The 22,287-nt window shown below is 36.3% G+C and carries 14 protein-coding genes; all 14 read left to right on the top strand.

Annotated elements, in window-relative coordinates:
• Positions 1 to 666, top strand: a complete 666-nt coding sequence (gene nth, locus P3R27_RS13070) for an endonuclease III (RefSeq protein ID WP_034690540.1) — start codon at positions 1 to 3, stop codon at positions 664 to 666.
• Positions 667 to 1,123: 457 nt separating this feature from the next.
• Positions 1,124 to 1,699: a metal-independent carbonic anhydrase family protein gene (locus P3R27_RS13065; protein ID WP_034690543.1), complete on the top strand. Its 576-nt coding sequence runs from the start codon at positions 1,124 to 1,126 to the stop codon at positions 1,697 to 1,699.
• A gap of 510 nt (positions 1,700 to 2,209) precedes the next feature.
• Positions 2,210 to 3,706, top strand: a complete 1,497-nt coding sequence (locus P3R27_RS13060; RefSeq protein ID WP_284592513.1) for a helix-turn-helix domain-containing protein — start codon at positions 2,210 to 2,212, stop codon at positions 3,704 to 3,706.
• A 258-nt stretch (positions 3,707 to 3,964) separates the two neighbouring features.
• On the top strand, positions 3,965 to 5,317 hold the full coding sequence (locus P3R27_RS13055; protein WP_126134060.1) for a lytic polysaccharide monooxygenase: 1,353 nt from the start codon (positions 3,965 to 3,967) through the stop codon (positions 5,315 to 5,317).
• Positions 5,318 to 5,641: 324 nt separating this feature from the next.
• Positions 5,642 to 7,102 (top strand): HTH domain-containing protein, encoded by a 1,461-nt coding sequence (locus tag P3R27_RS13050; protein ID WP_080693192.1) that lies wholly within the window; start codon positions 5,642 to 5,644, stop codon positions 7,100 to 7,102.
• A 35-nt stretch (positions 7,103 to 7,137) separates the two neighbouring features.
• The gene (locus P3R27_RS13045; RefSeq protein ID WP_034690551.1) at positions 7,138 to 8,877 is read left to right on the top strand and encodes a VirD4-like conjugal transfer protein, CD1115 family; all 1,740 of its coding nucleotides are present in this window, start codon (positions 7,138 to 7,140) and stop codon (positions 8,875 to 8,877) included.
• A 2-nt stretch (positions 8,878 to 8,879) separates the two neighbouring features.
• The gene (locus P3R27_RS13040) at positions 8,880 to 9,116 is read left to right on the top strand and encodes a hypothetical protein (RefSeq protein WP_010735554.1); all 237 of its coding nucleotides are present in this window, start codon (positions 8,880 to 8,882) and stop codon (positions 9,114 to 9,116) included.
• Positions 9,117 to 9,144: 28 nt separating this feature from the next.
• Positions 9,145 to 9,969 (top strand): VirB6/TrbL-like conjugal transfer protein, CD1112 family, encoded by an 825-nt coding sequence (locus P3R27_RS13035; RefSeq protein WP_034690553.1) that lies wholly within the window; start codon positions 9,145 to 9,147, stop codon positions 9,967 to 9,969.
• A 15-nt stretch (positions 9,970 to 9,984) separates the two neighbouring features.
• Positions 9,985 to 10,335 (top strand): PrgI family protein, encoded by a 351-nt coding sequence (locus P3R27_RS13030; protein WP_034690555.1) that lies wholly within the window; start codon positions 9,985 to 9,987, stop codon positions 10,333 to 10,335.
• Complete coding sequence (locus P3R27_RS13025; RefSeq protein ID WP_034690557.1) at positions 10,277 to 12,586, top strand: VirB4-like conjugal transfer ATPase, CD1110 family; 2,310 nt, start codon at positions 10,277 to 10,279, stop codon at positions 12,584 to 12,586. The genes P3R27_RS13030 and P3R27_RS13025 overlap by 59 nt, the downstream gene beginning before the upstream one ends.
• Positions 12,579 to 15,917 carry a lysozyme family protein gene (locus P3R27_RS13020; RefSeq protein ID WP_301356799.1) on the top strand — a complete coding sequence of 1,113 codons (3,339 nt, stop codon included), beginning with the start codon at positions 12,579 to 12,581 and terminating at the stop codon, positions 15,915 to 15,917. Before P3R27_RS13025 ends, P3R27_RS13020 begins: the two co-directional genes overlap by 8 nt.
• A 19-nt stretch (positions 15,918 to 15,936) precedes the next feature.
• Positions 15,937 to 16,866 (top strand): hypothetical protein, encoded by a 930-nt coding sequence (locus P3R27_RS13015; RefSeq protein ID WP_034690561.1) that lies wholly within the window; start codon positions 15,937 to 15,939, stop codon positions 16,864 to 16,866.
• Positions 16,867 to 16,905: 39 nt separating this feature from the next.
• On the top strand, positions 16,906 to 21,030 hold the full coding sequence (locus P3R27_RS13010; protein ID WP_301390122.1) for a hypothetical protein: 4,125 nt from the start codon (positions 16,906 to 16,908) through the stop codon (positions 21,028 to 21,030).
• A gap of 20 nt (positions 21,031 to 21,050) precedes the next feature.
• Positions 21,051 to 22,287 (top strand): MucBP domain-containing protein (locus P3R27_RS13005; protein WP_301399087.1); only part of this gene is annotated, 1,237 nt, incomplete at its 3' end.

Below are 22,287 nucleotides of genomic sequence, written 5' to 3'. Positions count from 1 at the left end.
ATGTTAGGTAAACAACGTACAATGGAAGCTTTTGAGAAAATGTATGAGATGTTTCCAGAAGCGCATGGAGAATTACAACATAAGAATCCTTATGAATTATTGATTGCAGTCATTTTAAGTGCACAAGCGACAGATGTTTCGGTCAATAAGGCAACACCTGCTCTATTTGAAGCTTTTCCAACTCCTGAGGCGTTAGCTAAAGCCCCACTAGAAGAGATCATTCCTAAAATAAAAACAATTGGATTGTATCGGAATAAAGCGAAAAACATTAAAGCATGCGCGCAACAGCTGATTGATCATTTTGGAGGACAGGTCCCTCAGACAAGAGAAGAGTTGGTCTCGTTACCTGGTGTGGGTAGAAAAACAGCAAATGTGGTGCTTGGGGATGCATTTGGGGTGCCAGCCATAGCAGTTGATACTCACGTAGAACGTGTGACGAAACGACTAAGGATCTGTAAATTGGATGCGTCAGTACAAGAAGTTGAACAAACATTGATGAAAAAGGTGCCAGAAAGTTTATGGGTAAAAACGCATCATACATTGATTTTCTTTGGACGGTATCATTGTACTGCTAGAAGTCCCCGTTGTGAGGTATGTCCTTTACTGGATATGTGCCAGGATGGAAAAATGCGCATGAAAAATCCTACGAACAAACGTTTAAAATAAGAAAGAAAAGATCAGAACAGAAGTGTTTAGCATCGATTAATAAGGCACTCTTCACGAAAATTGTTTTTCAAATTTTTGTGGAAAGTGCCTTATTTTTAAAGTAGTTACTTTTATTCCTACCATTCATTCGGTTTTAGAATATGCCAGCGGACGAAAATCTCGCTCCTTTTTTTTAAAGAAAAAGGGATGGAGAAAGGTTACTTGAAAGAAAGAGGATAAATAATTATTTATAACATTACAAGCAAATTTGCCAAATAATACAAACAAGAATAAACAATGATACATTATTATAAAAATTAAACAAATTAGTTATTTTATTATAATCTTTATTGGGGATATACATATTAAAATCAAGAAATTATAACATGTTTAATTTATTTATTTTATTTAAAGTATGTTATATTTTTGATTTTTAAAAAAATTTTCTGTTAAAATTTAATTATAGAGGAGGGACTATATGATTAAAAAAACATTACTTTTATCAACTTTAGTTTTAACAATGGCTGGATGCGCTACATCTGCCCAAGGAGAAGATACAACTAGTACAACAAATGAGACAAAGAAGGAAACGCCGGTTATTACCCTTTCGGATGTAGAAGAAGCACAACAAAAATGGGCAGAGAATATAATTGCAATTGGTGAAGCTAGTTTGGAAAGTGACGAAAAAGCCGAAGAAAAAGCGCTTGAGACACTGGAAAATCTATATGCTTACGATGACGGTCAAGTGCTCTTCAAACCAACAAAAGCTGCGGAAGTACCATTTCGTGGAACAAAAGATGAAGCACTATCTTATTTTGTTGGTGGGGACATCGCAGAAGATAGTGGATTTGCTTTAGAGCCTTGGACAGATATCCGCTTTGATAATCACGATACAATCTTGAACGGTGATACAGCGATTTCTTCAGGTGTATATTATTTTACTTCTGGGGAAACCAACGAAGAAGTCAAGGTAGAATACACCTTTGGGTATATTATAGATGAGGATGGCGACTTAAAAATTCAGTTACATCACTCAAGTGTGCCATTCGGATAAGAAAAGATGTATGGCTAAATCAACAAAATGACTGACTATCCTGCTTGATCTTTTAAAACTTCCATCATGTAAGATTGATACATAATGTAGGATAGTCAAACGAATCATCGAAATAAATTATAGGCACTAAATGAAATGATTTTAAGCAATATTTGTAAAGCAATTGGAGGATCAAACGAGACAACTCGTTGGTTCTTCAGTTTTTTTGCTAGGTATCGCATGCAAATAAATCAATAAATTCAAGACTATAATTATTGGAATTTTAAGCAGAAATATTTTAATATTAAATTGTACTTGTTTTTTTATAATAGTTATTTTAGATTATCGCTTAAAAGTGAACGAAGGTTTACGCCGTTCTCATGTCAAATAATTACTATAAATCAACAAGTATCTTTAGTTTTCTGAATAGTAAGAATATTTTTGCTATTTAAAAATGACAGGGGAAGATTGAGGTGATGTTATACTATTTGAATTTTTACATTTCAACTATAGATTGAGGAGAAAATAAATATGCTGCCAGATAAATTAATATTATTATTCATTACAAAAACACAATTTCAACAAATGAAGGTATTAAAAGAAATGAAATATGGAGCAGTCTCAATAAAAAAGCTGGAAGATGAAATGGATCTAACAAAAAGACAAGCAAGGAAGATACTTCAAAATTTGATGAGAGAATATGATGAAAGTGGATTCTCAAAACACACACACACCTCTTTGATTCTAGATAAAGATGAATTGCGCTGTATGCCACAACTAACCGATACGGAATATCTCGAATTGATCAATATTTTTCAAGAAAGATATTTTGCAGAGTCAAATTTGTATCAGACATTGTTATATGTGTTGGAAAAAAGGAAATTCAGTGTTTCAGATATCGCAAAATATCTAATCTATAGTGAGTCACATGTATACAAACTTTTAGGAAAGTTGAAAGAATTGTTTCAAATACTAAAAATTGATCTTCGTTTGATGAAGATCAATGAAACATTGATTGAGTTAACAGGTAGTGAATCTACTATACGTATGTTGCATTATCTGGGAATTGCTGTCATTTCAAAAGGAAACTATTGGTTGTTCAAAACGATTACGCAAGAAGAAGTGATCAACTTACGTTTATCCATCAACTTTGATCATTACCAAAATTTATCTCCGCTAGGGAAAAAGCGTATCAACTATTTATTAGCGGTCAGTTTGATATCATTGAAAAACGGGTACCAAATCCAGGATCTATCCTCAGAACTCGTGGAGCTGGGAGAAACAGTCTATAAGGAGGAGATGGATGCGTGTTTAGAAAAGCTGACTGTCAAAAAGATGATAGATGGAACAAATGCACGAAATGAATGTATTCATTTCGCCTTTTTATCCAACTATTTTGCACAAGATTTAAATAAGAAAGAAGAAAAAGAAGAACTAGGAAGAAAGCTAGGGGGGCTAAAGAAGAATTCAATCGTTACCAAATGTAAAAAATTACTCACGTGCATGATTGATTACTTTCATATACCAGAAACAATTTTTTACCAACTACTCTATTATTTGACAAACAAATTAGTCACTATCCACCATTTGGAATTATATAAATTTATGCCTATATACCATGATGCACTACCAACAAATCGTTATGGTTCCTATATAGAGCGTTGCATTGATAAAAACTTAAAATCTTACCAAAATGAACCTTCTTACAATCACATCAAAAATAGTTTTGTGCAAGTCATTTTAGGAAGCTTAGCCTCCAACAGTCTTAAATCTGAACATAAAGTTTATGTGGAATTTTTTAACCTTCCAGAATCTAAAAATATAGTCGAAAATGTTATTACTCATTACTACAATAATAAACGAATAAAAATCGTAGAATCGTATGATCATGCTGATATCGTTATTTCGGACACTCATGGATACGAGGATAAAGATCTATTTTATTTTAAGCATATTTCAGATAAGGATTCATGGACAAGGCTAGGATCGTATTTTAATAAAATTATCGTAAATACGTACAAATTTTGATACCGATTGACTAAATAACATAATCAGATACGATAAATCGCAGTTATTCGCCAAATCTGTTTATCATCTCTTGGTTTAAATGAACAATAACTGAATAATAGTTATGTTTTTCACAATATATAAATACTTATATATAAATATTTTCGTTTTTTTATATGTGTTTTTGTGAATGTTTGATCAATGTTAGTATGCTGTTTTTAAATAAGTTATTATGTTATAAAAATAATGTAACAAAAAATATTGGAAGGAAGGTATGATATGAAAAAAAGATTATTGGGTAGTGTTGTTTTGGTTTTAAGTCTAGGAGGAATAATTTTTGGTGCGACAAAAGATGTTTCTGCACATGGGTATGTAAGGGAACCAATTAGTCGAGGATACCAAGGGTCATTAGATGCTCGCACCAACTGGACTGCAGCATTTCAGAAATATGGGGCAGTGATCAATGAGCCACAATCTTTAGAAGCATTGAAAGGCTTCCCAGCAGCGGGGCCAGCGGATGGACGAATTGCTTCTGCAAATGGTGCATTAGGTTTTCAGTTAGATCAACAAACAGCAACTTTATGGACAAAGCAAGATATCAGTACTGGTCCTAATAATTTCACTTGGCATTTTACGGCAAATCACCGAACCGCGAAATATCATTACTACATCACGAAAAATGGTTGGGATCAAAACAAACCACTTGCGAGAGAAGATCTAGAGTTATTATCGGAAATCGATGGTGGCGGACAATCTTCTGCGAATATTAGCGCAACGCACACAGTCAATATTCCAGAAGACCGAATGGGGTATCACGTTATTTTAGCAATTTGGGATATTAGTGATACTGCGAATGCTTTTTACAATGTGATTGATGCGAATATCAAGAGTAGTGGTGCAATACCAGTCGTACCAAATAAACCAACGAATGTTAGAGCAGTGAATACGACAAAACAGTCAGTCTCACTTTCTTGGGATGCACAAGCAACTGTTGAAAAATACAATGTGTATCGTGATGGTCAACTGATTACTACAACTTCTGCGAACAACTATCAAGATAGTCAATTAACAGCGAATACCACGTATAAGTATGAAATCGAAGCAGTATCGTTTGCCGGACAAGTATCTGAAAAAAGTGATGCGCTTCAGGTAACAACGTTAGCAGATAACGAAGTAGAAGTGCCAACAAGACCAGGCAACTTACATTCAATGGGGGAAACAGTGAACTCAATCTCATTGATGTGGAATCCTTCGAGCCACTCTGCAGGAATCAAAACATATGAAATCTATAGAGATGGCCAATTAGTTGGTCAAACTGGGAATACAACTTATTTAGATTCTGGGTTGAATGCTGGGACTCAGTATACGTATACGATCAAAGCAGTGAGCAATGATTCTATTCGATCAGAGGCAAGCAATCGCTTAGTGATTTCAACAAAAACAAATGAAATTGCACCACCAAATGAACATCGTCAATTTGAGTTAGGAAGTTTGTTTAATCCTGTGAGATATACTAAGGATGAAATTATTTTTCATGAGGGAAAACTTTATACGACACTAGTTACTCATGATAATCATGGGGACCCATCTTGGGCGCCAGATAGTGCCGCTAGTTTATTTAGAATTAAATAACTTTTAAAAGTCTTTTAGTCTTTTGAATTAATTTAGGATTCCAATAGAATAACTTTTTTATAGAAAGCTTAAAATCTCAGAGGGCCATTTATTGTAAATAAATAAAAATAGTGGGATATTGTTATTAATGACGCCTTAAAGAGGCTATACAATTTGTATAGTCTCTTTTTTATTGTTATCTCTCAAATCTAAAACCTATAAAAAAACTTTAAAAAAACTTCGTCTTCTAAAGAAATTTTTTTCTCTAAGTCGGGAAATTCAATACCTCGAAATAAAAAAACAGATTGTTTATAGTGAAGTTGTTATGTGAAAGGGGGAAGGTAAGTGGAAGAGATTCTTGAACGATTAATATCGAATGATTACAAAAAACGTGTCGTATTTATCTTGAATACTTTAGAAAGAAGAAAAAATGTGACCGTTCAATATCTTGCAAAAAGTCTCAAAGTAACTAGAAGAACGATTACCAATGATTTAAAAACGATTCAAGATGAATTTTCCGACACAATTGAAATATTGACTTCCTATAAAGGGGTCAGCATGTTTGTATTGAACCATTTTAAATTATTCGAGAAAAAAAAATCTTATTACATGAATGAAGACTTAGTAAAAGTGACAACAAGTATCCTTACAGGTGAACTGAAGCAGGTGATCGATTGGAGCTGGGAATTACACTACTGTGAGAAAACAGTGATCCAAAAAATGCGAAAGCTAAAGAAAATCTGCCATCAATATGGTTTGAATTTAAAACTTTCACCGGTTGAATTTATAGGGAAAGAGATCAGAATCAGAAAACTGTTTATTGATCTTTACATTAAATCAGCTTATCTAGAGATCGAAGATTATTGCCCCTATAAAAATGAAATGGAAGAAATAACCAAAATTGTTTTGGCATTATGTTCGGATGTTTCCCAATCAATCACAAAGAAAATACTTGCTTTAACTTTTATCCGGTTTGGAAAAGACAAATTATATATCCAGTCGCGATTGTTAGATTGGTTTAGAAACAATCCCTTAACGAATCAATTATTCGTTGAATTTATTCAATTAGATTGTTTCAAGACCTACTCTAAAGAAGTCATTTTTGAAGAGTGTTGTTTTATAGCTTGTATGATCCATTTACATGAATGTTATTACACAGAGATAGAAAAACACAATAAAGGATTTGCAGAATACTTTGGTTTTTCCGAGACAGTCAAACATTTGGTTTTAGATCTCAAGAGTGTTCTCGGGAACCGGATCCAAGTTGATAATGAGCAACTGTATTCAATTGTCAATTGCTTTTTATTTCAAGAGAAAATCAAACAGGAACTTGAAATTGATTTTTCATATAACGATGAAGAATCGGCGATGTTGATTGATTCAATCAACCGGCGACTATATAAAGAAATGAATACAGTCATCAAAAAAAATAAAGCGATCCAAAAGAATTTCCTTCAAAAAAGATGTGCTTCGTCATTTACTTCTGACTTATTACTTTTCTTATATACGAACAAGGCATGTGAAGTTTTAAGTACAGTTGTTGTTGCATTGAAACGAGGATTTTTAACGGATTTTGCTTTAAATGAAATTATTGAAAGATATCTACACACTAGAGCAAGCATCATGTACCAGGAACAATTGGAAACCATTGAAAATCCACTTGATGTAGATATATTAGTGACAAATATACTACCATTTCCGTATCAAGTTGGTGATAAAACCAAAATGTTTTATCTACCAGAAAAAGCAGATATTGACCGAACGATGGATATCGTTTCAGACTTGCTCGTTACGGATTTTAGATAATAACAAAGATAACTTATGTCGTTTAGGAGGACAAGTTGAAAAACTCAAAGACTTGGTATTATAAATTACTTTTACTATTTTTATTTCTTGTATTCGCGTATACGGCAAATCGGACCATCCTAATTTACGAGAATTTCCGACAACAGACAGAAGATATCGCACAAGTCTTGGTTCGCACAATCGACCAGTTTGGACTAGAAGTTAGTCGCTTTGAGTTTGATTTTAGCTATAGTATAGCAAGTATCATTGGTACATTGACAATCGTGGGGGGGCTTGCTCTTGGTATCTTGTATCATTCAGGTATGCCGAAACATACCGAGTTTGAATATGGAAGTGCCAGATGGGGCAACAAAAAAGACATAAAGCCAATGATGGATAAAAAAAAAGACAACAATATCATTCTCACAAAAAGTGAATCGCTATCTATGTCTGGTCGTATGAAGATCACTAAATCTAATAACTTTAATCGGAATAAGAATGTCATCGTAGTAGGAGGAGCTGGATCAGGGAAAACAAGATTTTATGTGAAACCAAATTTGATGCAACTGCATTCCTCTTATGTCGTCAGTGATTCTAAAGGACTATTGTTAAGCGAGACAGCAACAATGTTTAAAGAAGCAGGTTATGAAATCAAGGTTTTTGACTTGATCACGCGGGAAAATACAGACTACTATAATCCTTTTACTTACATCCGTACCGAAGACGATATTTTAAAAGTCGTCAACAACTTGATCAAAAATACTTCAGATCCTGAAAAAAAGGGTGGCGATGATTTTTGGGAAAAAGCTGAAACTGCCTTATTGATGGCTACATTCAGTTATCTTTTGCAAGAAGTTGATGAAGAAGATCAAACATTGACGAACGTCGTTGAAATGGTCCGCTTAGCAAACTGTCCAGAGGATGTGCCAGATTATGTTTCCCCACTAGATGTGATTTTCAATGAACTTGAAGAAAAAGATCCTGCCAACTTTGCAGTGGCGCAATACAAAATTTTCAAATTAGCGGGGGATCGCACCGCAAAAAGTATTTTAGTCAGCTTAGGTGTGCGATTATCACCTTTTGATATTCCGAATATCAAAAAAATCGTGAGTAAAGATACTTTAGCATTAGACACCGTTGGGGACAAGAAAACCATTATCTATATTTTATTGTCAGATACAGATACAAGTTTCAATTTCTTAGCAAGTATGTTGTACCAACAATTATTCGATAGCTTAGTTTACAAAGCAGACAATGTCTACAAAGGTCGTCTACCACATCATGTGCGATGTGTCTTAGATGAATTTGCCAATATAGGACAGATTCCAGACTTTGAAAAAGTGATTTCAGTGATTCGAAGTCGTGAGATATCGGTCAATGTGATCTTACAAAACATTAGTCAGCTTAAAAATTTGTACAAAGATACTTGGGAAACAATCATCGGGACCAGTGACGTTTTTCTTTATTTAGGTGGGATGGAGTTAAGCACGCATGAGTATATCTCCAAATTACTAGGAAAGAAAACGATCCAGCACAAGAACATTAGTATCACCAAAGGTAGTAATGGGAACTACAGTGAAAATTATCAAAAAATGGGTCGGAATTTATTGGATGTAGATGAAGTGGCGAATCTTAGTGGAACAAAAGCGATTTTGAAGATCCGTGGAATAGTTCCGTTTATCTCAGAAAAATATGATATTACGAAACATAAAAATTATAAAAAACTCGGAGATGTGACTCCAGAGAATTGGTACGAAAGAAATCAATCACCAAAAAATGAAGAGGAGAATAAATAGAAATGAACAATAACCAACAATTATTACAGGATGTATTTAACTTGATTTCAAGATTTACGATGGTTGGCGGAGGATTATGGATTATTTGGGGAACTGTCATCCTAGCTGGTGCATTAAAAGATAAAAATGGTCCACAGTTACAACAAGGGATTTGGCAAGTGGTCGGCGGTGCCTTGATTTTAGTAGCCGCAGTTTGGTTTGTAACTGCATTTGATGTTGGTTCACTTTTAAGTAGATAAAAAATTTTAATAGAAAGAAGGTGAATCAGTGCGCGCAGCGATAATGATGCTATTCACCCAGATGATGGGGTACTTGAATGGTGAAAATATTGCAAATACCTTAAGTTTGGGATTACAAGAATATATGGCTTCTGCCTATAGAGTAGCAGGAGAGATCCAACAAACGATAATAGCTCCAGTAGCTTTTTCCATACTAGCGGTATTTATCTTATTTGAGTTTCAAAAAATTTCTTTAAAAGTGGAGAATGCTGGTGGTGCTCCTACTTTGGGATTTGAAATGATCATGAAATCCTTTGTGAAATTTATTATTTGCTATATTGTCATCTTAAGAATTCAAGTGATCCTTGATGCTATTGTCGCATTAGGATCGATGTTAGCTGGACAAATACTGGCATACAATAGAACCGATCTTTTAGACTCTTATTACAATGTTGTGGATTCAGTCGTACAAAGCCTTTCGTGGTGGGAAGTAATGGTTGTATTAATGATCTTTGTGGTTCTATTCCTTGTTTCTTTAGTTGTAGGGGTTTTTATCCATGTTATCGTATACCTGAGGTTTTTTGAGTTATATATCTTTAGTGCGATTGCTCCTATTTCAATGGCGGCATTACCTAATCAAGAATTTTCAACTATGGCAAAAGGATTTTTCAAGAATTTTGCCGCTTCCTCACTGCATGCTGTAATGATTGCATTAGTGTTGACCATTTATCCTTTGATTTTCGTGAATTTTTTGGATAGTCATAGAAGAGGTATGTGGTCGTTGATTTTTGGTTTGACGATTTACATGATTGCTTTGATTTTTGCAATCAACAAAACGAAAGGATGGGCGAAGATGATTGTATCTGCCTCATAGAAAGGAGTAAAAGTGATGGCAATTGAAGTAAAAGTCCATAAAGATGTACGCGAATATAAAGAGCGGATCGTAGCCGGCATGAGCGTACGTCAATTAGGCTTTCTGTCTGTCGCAGGTTTGACTAATATCGTGATCAGTTTTGTGTTTGTTCGTTTTTTTGGCTATTCCATGGACGTAATCAGTTGGTTGATGATTCTCGTTTCAATGCCAATCGTCGCTTTTGGGTGGCTAAAAAAAGAGGGACTGCCTTTTGAACGCTATTTGAAATACTTTTTTATTTACCATTTTGATCAAGGAGTAGTTGTTTATGAAGAATCTGATACGTCCCAATTTCATGAAAGTGAACTTCAGACAAAACAAGAATAAGAAAAATATGCAAGAAGAAAAAAAATCTTTTTTACTTTTTGAAGAAATCTATGATAACGGCATTTGTCTAATTTCTGAGAATGAATACTCAATAACGATTAATATTGACGATATAAGTTATCAGCTTTGTTCCGAGGAACAACGTATGCAGAATTTCATTAAATATTGTGAGTTTTTAAATTCTTTAGAAGCTTCTATCGATTACAAAGTCACACTGGTAAAAAAGAAAAAAACAGTCGAAGAATTGAATCATGTGCTTTTTAAAGAAAAAAATGAACAATATGATGATAGATACCGTCAAGAAATGAATGACTATCTAAAAGCGAAAATCAACGAAAAGAAGAATGCGTTTGAAAAGAAAATTTTTATTACCTTTACTCAAAAACATGAGAATCAGGAATTTGCTGAAAGAGAGTTGCTCTTAATTGCCGATCAAATGGATTTATTCGCTCGAAAAATTGGTTCTAGCATCCATATTTTAAAAGGGGAAGAACGCAAAGAATTGATCGGTCAAATCCTAAATAATGAGAATCATACATTACTACCGAAACAAGTCGATCTCAAATTAGATAAACACCTGATCAGAATCGATAACAAACTAAATCAGACCCTCTATCTGAATGGTTATCCTGCCGAACTATCAGATGAATGCTTGACAGGACTTATGGAGATCGATGAGGAAATCACTCTTACAGTGAGTTGTAAACCGATACCGATGGCAAGTAGTTTCGATTTAGTAAAGACTAAAATGGCTTATATGGATCAGCAGAAAGTGGATGAGCAGCGTAAAGCCTTAAACAGTGGGTACGATTATGACATGCTACCATATGATCTAACTTATTCTCTGGATGAAGCAAAAGAGCTTTTAGATTCATTACAAAGTAAAAGCCAGAAACTATTTGAAGTAACTGTGTTGATCAATTTCTACGCAGAGAATCAGGATAAATTAAATAAAATCGCCAGTAAAATCAAATCGGTAGGACGAAGATTTGGCTGCACGATCATTGAACTTGCTTATTTACAGAAGCTTGCTTTAAATACGAGTTTACCAATTGGAAAAAATCATGTTCCATTGAATCGATTATTAGCCACATCGGCGGTTGCTGCATTGATGCCATTCTCAATTTCTGAAATGCTCCATGAGAACGGAAATTATTATGGAATCAATTCAGTGACAAAAAATCTAACGATTCTTGATCGAAAGAAACTAATGGCACCGAATGGATTTGTCTTGGGGACACCAGGATCAGGTAAGAGTTTCTCTGTCAAACGAGAAATCGTTAATGTTTTACTTAGGAACGACAAAGACGAAGTGATCGTCATTGATCCTGAATCGGAATATCAGCATATTTGTTCAGAATTTGATGGCCAAATGGTTCGATTGGCTGGTAATTCAAACACCTGCATCAATCCAATGGATATTAATAGTAACTATGGCGATGATGCAGACCCAATCGCTTTAAAAACCCAATTTTTGATTTCACTTTGTGAGCTGATCACTGGAGGTATTTTAGGATTATCTTCCCAACAAAAAACAATCATCGACCGAGTATGCCGAAAAATTTACCAAGAACAGACGCAGTTACCGACATTAAAAGAGTTTTATATGGCGCTAAATGCACAGCCAGAAGAAGAAGCAAAGCAATTGGCGATTGAATTAGAACTTTACACAGAAGGTAGTTTAGCACTATTTTCTAAAAAAACAAATGTGGATCTGAATAAACGTTTGATTATTTTTGACATCAAAGATTTAGGAAAACAACTCAAGCCGTTTGGAATGTTAGTTGTGTTAGATCAAATTTGGAACCGAATCACGTTGAATCGAGAATCAGGAATTCGTACATGGTTATATATTGATGAATTACAGTTACTCTTTACAAATGAATACTCAGAAAATTATTTCTTTGAATTGTGGAGTAGGGCAAGAAAGTGGGGCGCTATACCGACGGGGATCACCCAAAATGTAGAGACGTTATTGCTTTCGGATCTAGCTAGAAGAATGCTTTCAAATAGTGATTTCGTTGTCATGTTCAATCAAGCAAAATCTGACCGCTCAGAGTTGACTCGTTTATTCGATATATCGGAAGAGCAGGAAAAGTATGTGTTGAATGGAAGTGAAGGTACTGGATTGATGGTGTTTGGGGACACGATCATCCCATTTGAAGACCGACTTCCTAAAGAAACAAATCTCTATCAAATTATGACAACTAAACCTGGTGAAGAGGTAAAGACAAAGCAAGATTATGAATGAAACATACGAGGGGAATAAACAAGAAAACAACAAGCAGCAAGATTTGTTATCGATCAAATTGAACCGTGTCAGTACGAAAGAGCAAAAAAAGAAAGCATTGAAGAAGCGACTCCGATTAAAAAAACGTCAACAACAATTAGCAAGAAAAAAAAGAGACAACTTACAGCTGAAAAACAGAAATATCGTTGATTTCAAACAACATATGGTGAATAGCCAGTCAAGAAAAGATCCATTAAGTAAAGGCGTAACAAGCAAAAAAACGAACGACAGTGGTTTTAAAAAGCGCCATCTTATGACAAATAAAAAAAAGTTAAACAAAATAAATAGAAATAAAAAACATAGTACCACTAGAGAAAAGGCCTATTTCATAAAGAATAAACATCGCTCACCTAAAGAAATCGATCATGCGCTTTTAGGAATAAAAAAAAGAAAAAGTTCAACTCATAATAGTAGGACGAATCAGCGAATTCAGCTCTCCTCTGAAAAAATCAACAAGCAAACGCTAGGCTCAAAAAAGTTCTACCATAAGAAATCAGAAAGTCTAGATAAAAATGCTCTCGATCTAGCTGGAATCAAGAACACACTTACTGCAAATAAGCAGTCTAGCGCAAAGAAGCTTGAAGATAAACTATTCGGTATCAAAGACAAACTTGAACGTAAACATCAAGTGTTGAGTAACTCCAATAAAATCAAACGATTAAAAAAGCAAACCAAAATTCCATCGAAAAAGAAATTCAAACCCAAACTGAAAAAAAATCTGGCACAAGCAGCAATAGATACAGTGGGCAGGAACAAAGAAGGCGAATTAAATATTCTTGGGGTTCTTTTAGTCTTATTGATTATTCTCAAACTGATCCTTATGTTATTGTCCGTCAAAGTGATGATGATTTTGGCGGTCGTGATCGTCGTAATCGTCGTAATTATCGCTATCTTTAATTTTATCGCTAGTATATTTACGATAAAAACAGAAGATATGGCATTAGCAGAGGCATATGAACATGTCACATTTTTGGATGCCAAGATGAATAAAGAAGTACAAAAGGTTTTTGAAGATTTTTCAGAAAATTCTGAAATTGAAGAAGTTTATTTCGTTGTAAATGGTGTGGCACGACCAGATAATAATTTTTTGTATAGTTCTGATGCAGATACTTATCTTTATTATTTAAATGCAAAATACGAAAACTATGATATCCAACAACGAATTTCAGCAGACAGTAATCTTTTTGGTGCAACGAGAGTCCGTGGAGAAGTAGAAGGAATCCATAGATATACCTTTAGTTACACGACAGAAATCGAAACAAGAGAAGTTCCGATCATTTATCCAGAAGAAGATGATGGAACTGAGGAAGCACCAGAAGAATCAGAAGAAGATGATGGAACTGAGGAAGCGCCAGAAGAATCAGAAGAAGATAGTGGAACTGATGAAGCACCAGAAGAATCAGAAGAAGATAGTGGAACTGATGAAGCACCAGAAGGATCAGAAGAAGATAGTGGAACTGATGAAGCACCAGAAGAATCAGAAGAAGATAGTGGAACTGATGAAGCACCAGAAGAATCAGAAGAAGATAGTGGAACTGAGGAAGCGCCAGAAGAGTCAGAAGAAGATGATGGAACTGATGAAGCACCAGAAGAATTAGAAGATAGTGGGACCGAGGAAACATTAGAAGAAGACGATGATACCTCGCAAGAAACAAACGATTTAGAAGAAGAGATTGAAGAATCAGAGAATGAAGAGGAAAGCTCATCACATGAGGCGCAAACAAATAGAAACCCAAGTGACGAACAACCAGATCCACCTATCGAAGAAGATCGGCCAACTCATCGAACGATCAAAGTGGCATTGATCAATATTGAGATCAAAACAATCAGCCAATTTATTGATGAAAATTCAGATACGCTTTCAGAAGAAGAAAAAGATAAGTTTGGTCCGATCCAGGAATTAGATCGGTTTGAAAATAAAGTATTTTTACAAAGTCCTTTTGGTATGAATCAAGAGGCCATCGTTGTTGAAAAATATGGCTATCGTGGATTAAATGACAGAAATAAACAGAATTACATTGAATTACTAGCTGAAGCTGGTAAACCTGTTTACGGCATCGACAATTCTGGTTCAGGAAGAGTTCATGCCGTTGGGAATAGTTCTGTCACTATTAATACTTCTTTAAATAAAAGAGTTGTTTTATCTCCGTTAAAAAATATCAAAGTGAGAAACAGAGATTGGGTCAATGCTGAGACACTGATAGGAGAAACAACGGGGAATTTGAAAGTTGAAGTCATTGAACGGCGAACACTCAGGCCAAATAGACACATTTACCCGTCTGCTTATATTTTTGATTTGATATATCAATATCCCTCTGAGATAGAAGGATTTATACATGATTCTTCAAGATCGATCTCGGGAAGTCTAAAAAATCCCGGACAAATGATTTTACAATGGGAACATCTTGTCCGAGAAGCCTGTGAAAAGTATGGGATTCCAGAATATGTCAATATGATCTTAGCAATCATTCAAGTAGAGTCTGGTGGGGATGCAGAAAGATTTCCTGATATTATGCAAGCTAGTGAATCACAAGGTTTAGCTCCTAATACAATTGAGGATCCAGAACTATCAATTGATCGAGGAACGCACTATTTTTCCCAATTATTAGGTAAAGCGAAAACCTTACATCTTGATGATCGTGCGGCTCTTCAAGCCTATAACTACGGAGAAGACTTTTTAAATTGGTTAGCAACTACCAATAAACAATATAGCTTTCTACATGCAGAGCTATATGCAAGAAAAAAAAGCAACAGACAGATCGTTCGTTATACTCATCCCGTAGCTGTAGCCCATGGATTTTCTTGGCGATATGCTTACGGAAATATGTTCTATGTACCTATTGTTACCAATTATCTCTGGCTCGAAAACTCAAGATTTCTTGAGACTGCGATCAATGAGATTGGTACTTTTCATGGTGATAAGTATTGGAGATGGTATGGTTTTGAAGGGAGAGTTGAATGGTGTGCGATCTTCGTAAGTTGGGTAGCAGATCAAGTCGGGTACCTTAATCAAGAAAAAATAATAAAATCAGCAAATTGTTTAGAGATGATCAACTGGTTAACGGAAAAAGGAAACTATAGGAAAACTTCAGAGAGTTACCACCCACAACCAGGTGATTTGATTTTCTTTGACTGGAATGGAGGTGGTACAGGGAAAGATCATGTGGGAATCGTGGAATTTACAGATGGAAATATCATCCAAACCGTCGAGGGCAATACTTCCAATAAAGTAGCCAGAAGAACCTATTTCCTCAATGATCCGAGCATTTCGGGGTACGGTATTCTTCAATAAAAAAAGAAAAGGGCGAACAATGAAACGATTAAAAAATATAGTTGAGTCAAAAGAAGGAAAAAGAATCGTGATAATAGCTAGTGTCATTTTCATCACAATGTTCAGTTTTATTTTCTACTCGATCTTTTTTCACCATGGAACAAATGGAAATTCAAAAACTACAGCGAGTAGTGAGCGTTTATCTTTTAGTGAACAAAGAGACGAAGAACTAAATCTAGTAGAAAGAAACGAGGCTTTAGTTTATCGAGGAATTTGGTATTCTGATCGAGCAGATGGCATGGTTCTGGAATTAAAAAATGACGGAACTTATCAAAGTACCAGTTGGCTCACAACGGGGCAGTATCGCTTAGTAGATACAAAACTTGTTCTAACGGACAAAGAGAAAGAGGAAGTTTCTTTTGAGCTGATGACTAGGTTAGGAGAAACGATCTTCTTTTACGAAGACAATGAAGGTGACACTACCTATTTTTATCCAAGTGTTGAATTGTTGGAGAAGGCGAAAGAAATGATTGATTCTGGCGAAGATGAAGCGAATGAGAGGATCAATCAAAAATGGAATGACGTTTTACTTCAAGGTAGTTGGACGAATACGACGATGAATAGTCATGTATTGATTGATTTTACAGAAAATACATTTGTCCAACGAAAAGTGGAGGATGGAAAAGAAACAAGTCGAACTTTTCACTATCGCATTATTTCTGAAGATGTTTCTGAGACATTATGCGTGTTAGAACTGTCAGTCACCGATGAAAATTCAGCAGTTAAAAAATTCGAGATCACATTAGAAGAAACACAATTTGGTTATCGCATGAATTCTCTCCCAGGAATGTTTTTATGGGTAAATGATTACGAAAAACCACATCAAGCTGTGAGATTAACTCAAACAGGTGTATTTAGAGAAGAAAATACATCTTTAGAACAGTTGCTTGAACATCGCTTGAATGGTTAATCGACTCTGAAAAAATTCTTCATTGAATGGAGGAGACCGATGTTTTATAAAAAATTTGAAGACTACCTTAAAGAATATCTAAACAAAGATATTTCAATAAAATCAGTAAAACCTTATGAAGAAAAAGTATTCAATGAGTTTCAAGCAAAAGCAATATTGGATAGCAATCCTGAAACTTTGAGAGAAGAATTCCACTTCGTTTTAGATTTGATTTCTTCACGAAAAGAAGTGAATGAAGAAAAGACAAATGATTTAAAACAATCATTTGACAGAATGATCCGAGGCATTGATCCATCAGACTATAATGCGCTGAGATTCTCCATATATAAATCGCGGATGATGGTCTTAAAAGAAAATATACGTGAGCGAGAAACAAGTTCAAAAGAAGTGCCACCTACTTTTACGTCGAACACATCATTACAAGCATCTGATGAATTAGTAAGTCCTAAATTAGTGGCGGAACAGGAAAAAAGATTTGCAGAACAAGCAACACTCAATAAGAGAGGCAACGGAAAGCAAGAAGCTTTATCCAATGAGCAGATAAAAGAGAATGTCGCGACGTACGTAAATTCTGTTCACACGACGAATCAATATACAAAAAAAGAACACCATCAAAGACCTAAAGTGAGTGATTTAAAACAACGGTTTGAAAAAGAAACTTCTTATAATATAGAACCCCATTCAGCTGAAGTACCATCAGGGACAGTCAACCGATTGCGCCAATACTATGAAGGTCTGAATCATTCAATAAATGATCATTCATCATTAGAAAGTCGAGAGTCGTCTAGATGGAGAACCTCGCAAACGAATGATTCACCGAATGTTCAAAATAGGCAAAATCAACCGACAGATCGACAGAACCAAAGAAATGAAGGAACATCATCCTATCAAAAAGCTCCTCCATTAAAAGGTACTAGCGAATTGGTGCGTAGAGGAAACGAACGCACAGTCTATACGAATGAATCATCACCCACAAACAAAGCAGAGCCGGATCAAACCGGCATGACAAACGAAGAATTTCAAAGACGACGAGGCCGGTTTGGCAATATGGCTGGACCCAGTAACCAACAACCAGTTATCGAGAGAACGAACCAAAGAGAAACAGATAATTATCAGACAGCTACTTATCAAAATCCACTTAGGCAGCAACGAAGTAGTGAGCTAGTACATGAAGGTCAAACTAGTAGGATAGATAACAATGACTCATTAAGGACAAACAATGCAGAACTGAGTCAAACAAGTAAGGCGAACGAAGAAATTCAAAGATATCGAGACCAGTTTGGCAATGTGGCTGGACCCAGTAACCAACAACCAGTTATCGAGAGAACGAACCAAAGAGGAACAGATAATTATCAGACAGCTACTTATCAAAATCCACCTAGGAAGCAACGAAGTAGTGAGCTAGTACATGAAGGTCAAACTAGTAGGATAGATAACAATGACTCATTAAGGACAAACAATGCAGAACTGAATCAAACTGGTAGGGGAGACGAAGAATCTCAAAACCTTCTTGCTCGATTCGACAACCTTACTAGTACAAGTAATGAACCATCGTTTTCCAAGAAAAAAAGTCATGGAGAGAGTGAACATCAAGGAACTTCTTATCAAAGAGCTACCCCCATGCATGGCAGTAGTGAAATCGTACGTAAAGGAAACGAACGCGCAGTTTATACGAATGAATCATCATCTGCAAATAAAACAAAATCGAATCAAACCGGCTTAACGAACGAAGAATTCCAAAATCGTCGCGCTCAATTTGAAAATCCTAGTGTCAAAAGTGATAACCGCCTTGCTCCAGAATCCACGGGTCGAGTGAGAGCAGCGACAGAGCGGTTCGAAAAAGCGAATGAGCTTTCTAACGCCCGCCCAGCTCCAGAATCCACGGGTCGAGTGAGAGCAGTGAGAGATCAGTTTGAAAATCCGAACGCCTTTAGCAATGAACGATCAATTCCAGAACCCACGGGTCGAGTGAAAGCAGTGAGAGATCAGTTTGAAAAAGCGAATGAGTTTTCTAACGCCCGCCCAGCTCCAGAATCCACGGGACAAGTGAGAGCAGCGAGAGATCAGTTTGAAAATCCGAATGATCATCCTAATGAGCGCCCAGTTCCAGAACCCACGGGTCGAGTGAAAGCAGTGAGAGATCAGTTTGAAAAAGCGAATGAGTTTTCTAACGACCGCCCAGCTCCAGAATCCACGGGTCGAGTGAAAGCAATGAGAGATCAGTTTGAAAAAGCGAATGAGTTTTCTAACGCCCGCCCAGTTCCAGAATCAACGGGTCGAGTTGAAGCGATGCGAAGACAGTACGAGTCCAGAACTGGGAGAGAAACTGAAGATAGTGTCTCTAATGAAACATTACAGCAACAAACCGGCTTGGCTAACGAGACATTTCGCCAACGCCGGGGCCAATTTGAAAATCCTGCTGTAAAAAGTAGTGATGGACAAAAATCAGAAGAAAGTGTTACATCCGATCAACTAGATCTTAGAAAAGAACCAAGCAACCAATCTACTGCTCTCTCTGCTGATCAAACAGGTATTGTTGCTGGTAACACGAAAAAAATCCGTGAATTGTTAGCTGATAAACTCAAATTTAATCCAATAGAGAAAGAACCACCTGAAACAAATACTCAAACAGATAGTTCCCACGCACCAGTAGAGGAATCTTCCTCAGACACTCAAAATAGCCAAATGAGAAATCAGATGAGTGAAGGTGGGGAACCGAAATCAACGAAACTGGATGAAGCGAGTATAGCCACTCGAGGAATGGATAAAAAACAGTCGGAAAACACAACTGATCCTTTAGATAAACTTGGAATAGACGCTAGTAGTAGTACTTTTGGTTTAAATGAGAATGCTTCAGAGAAAACGGATAAAGCTACAGAAAATGATTTTATGGATGACGATATAGAATTGCCAGAGTCAGGACCGCATACACAAAAAAAGAAAATCCACACAAAAAAAAGCCGAGCTATCCAAATCGGAAGGTTTTTCTTGAACTTACTACCACTAGCATCTTGGCCATTGATCAGTATGTGGGTGACTGCCATTTTAGGTATCGTCCCAGCTTACCTTGCGATGTATGGACTTCCACTAACTCTGTTGGTTTACGGTACGATTTTGGCTGCTGCTTATGGACCAAAATTGATCAATTATATACGAAAACTTCGTTCTAGAATACAAACCTATCGTCAGACAGAACGAAATCGACAGAGAAACTTAGAAGATCGAGTAATTGATCCAAAAGAAAAATCGATTCAAAGGGAAACTACCGTTCATGAGAAAGATACAACAAAAACAAAACAACAAAATCATTCATCAGAAAAATTCAGTCCTGAAGATCCGGAAAAAGATAAATCTGTAAAGGGCTATTTTAAAAGAAATTGGAAATCTTTTGCGATCATCATTGGTGTGGGTATAGCTATAGCAGGAATTGGTATCGCACTGACACCAGTTGTTGCGCCATTCATTTTCACAGCAGCCACAGCTCCTGCTTTATTTAAAGTAACTTCAGTTATTGCAATGGGACTTGCTGTCTCCTTTGGTGTAACTGCTTTGAGTAAAGGACTTCATGCGCTACAAAGAAAGTATTATAAAAAAGAAGACCCAACATTAGAAACGCCGACGCAAAAAGAGACAATCGAAAAAAACTCTTTAGAAGTAGACAGGAATTTTGATAAATCTAATGAAAAAGTGGATAAGGATGATCGGATATCTGCTCATGATAGTTCTTCAATAAAAAATGCTGGATCAAAAGAAGATGGAATGAAAGTGGCTAACGCCGAAATGAAGTCAACGGATAAAAGTCCGTATGCATGGGTCTATGGTCAAGAGACAGAAAATAAAACCCAAAATGAATCGAATCGTTCAAGTCGGTCGAATTCTTTCAATACCCATGAAACAGTTCATGTGAAAGCGGATATTCATGAGCCACCATCACAGTCAGCTCGTGAAAACCGCGCGACCAATCAATTAAGTGAAGCTACAAGACATCGAGTGGATAATATGAAATCTGAAAGTAATCCACAGATTGCTGAACAGAATAAAGGAAACAATCGTCAGCCAGCCGTCAAAGAGGCATTTGATTCAATCAAACAAAAAGCAATTTCGAAGAGTAATAATGTCAGTGGCAAACCCCTGCTGAAAGGTCAGATATCTTTTGAAAAATGAAGAATACGGAGAGAGATTCAATGAATAAAATCAAATTAATGAGCATATTTAGTGTCATCATGTTGCTCCTGCATTTTCCAGTTAATGTTTATGCACTTAATATTAGTCTCGATGAGATCCATGAAGGAAAGAGCTTACGTGAGTGGTTGCATGACGAAGGAGAAAAAGCAATTTCTCAACAAATCACTACTACTCCACAAGCAAATAATTCTTTAGGTGTGGAGCCAGGAGAGAGCGTCACTTTTTCAGTTAATATCCCAACCTATGCCATGGTGACAGACCATAATGGCTGGATTCCAGCTATTACAGGAGGCAAGCACGGGAATACTCCTGTGCCCAATATCTTTTATACTCAAATGCATTATGGAAATGCACCTAATCTGTCCGGTAGTTACAGAATAGGTGATGTAACTGCCGCAAATCTTCCTTCTGGAATGAGTATTAGCAGGGTAGTTGGCCCAACTACGGGAAATTTTACAAGAGTTGATGTGACAATCACAAGGAATCAGGTGAGTACTATAAATGGTCATGATAGCTCGATCAATCTTAACTTGAGTACGCTTTATTTAGATACATGGGCGATTGACCCAACAACTGCTGCTCTTTTTGGTCATGAGCCAATCAATGCAGGGGGGATTACGCTTACTAATCTTAATCTTGGAACATTGTCGCTGCGAACAAAAAATTCAATCAGAGTGAGATATATCGATGAGGCAGGGAATGAACTCCGAGATTCACTGGTAGAACAAATGGAAGTTGGTCAAAACTATGCGTATACACCTCCAGTCATTCCGGGATATACCTTCAGCAGATTATCATCTGGAAGCGCAAGTGCTTCCGGTCAGATGGCAGCTGGTCCGGAAAGACTTATTGAATTTGTCTATACAAAGAATCCTACAATAGGCGGAGCAATCACAGTGAACCATGAATTTATCGGTGCTCCGACCATGAACAGCAGTGAGCGATTCACAAACGTAGGAAATGTGGGTGATCGCTTTGAGTTGACCCCTAGAACAGAGGACGGCTGGCGAGTAAAAGGTGAATTGCCACAAGTGACCGTGACAGAACAAGCCCAAACGGTCACGATCCAATATGAGCGACAAACTGGCGGAGCAATCACAGTGAACCATGAATTTATCGGTGCTCCGACCATGAACAGCAGTGAGCGATTCACAAACGTAGGAAATGTGGGCGATCGCTTTGAGTTGACCCCTAGAACAGAGGACGGCTGGCAAGTAAAAGGTGAATTGCCACAAG

The sequence above is a fragment of the Enterococcus spodopteracolus genome, from assembly GCF_030441955.1.
GTDB lineage: Bacteria > Bacillota > Bacilli > Lactobacillales > Enterococcaceae > Enterococcus_B > Enterococcus_B spodopteracolus.
This window is presented reverse-complemented; position numbering and strand designations above follow the sequence as displayed.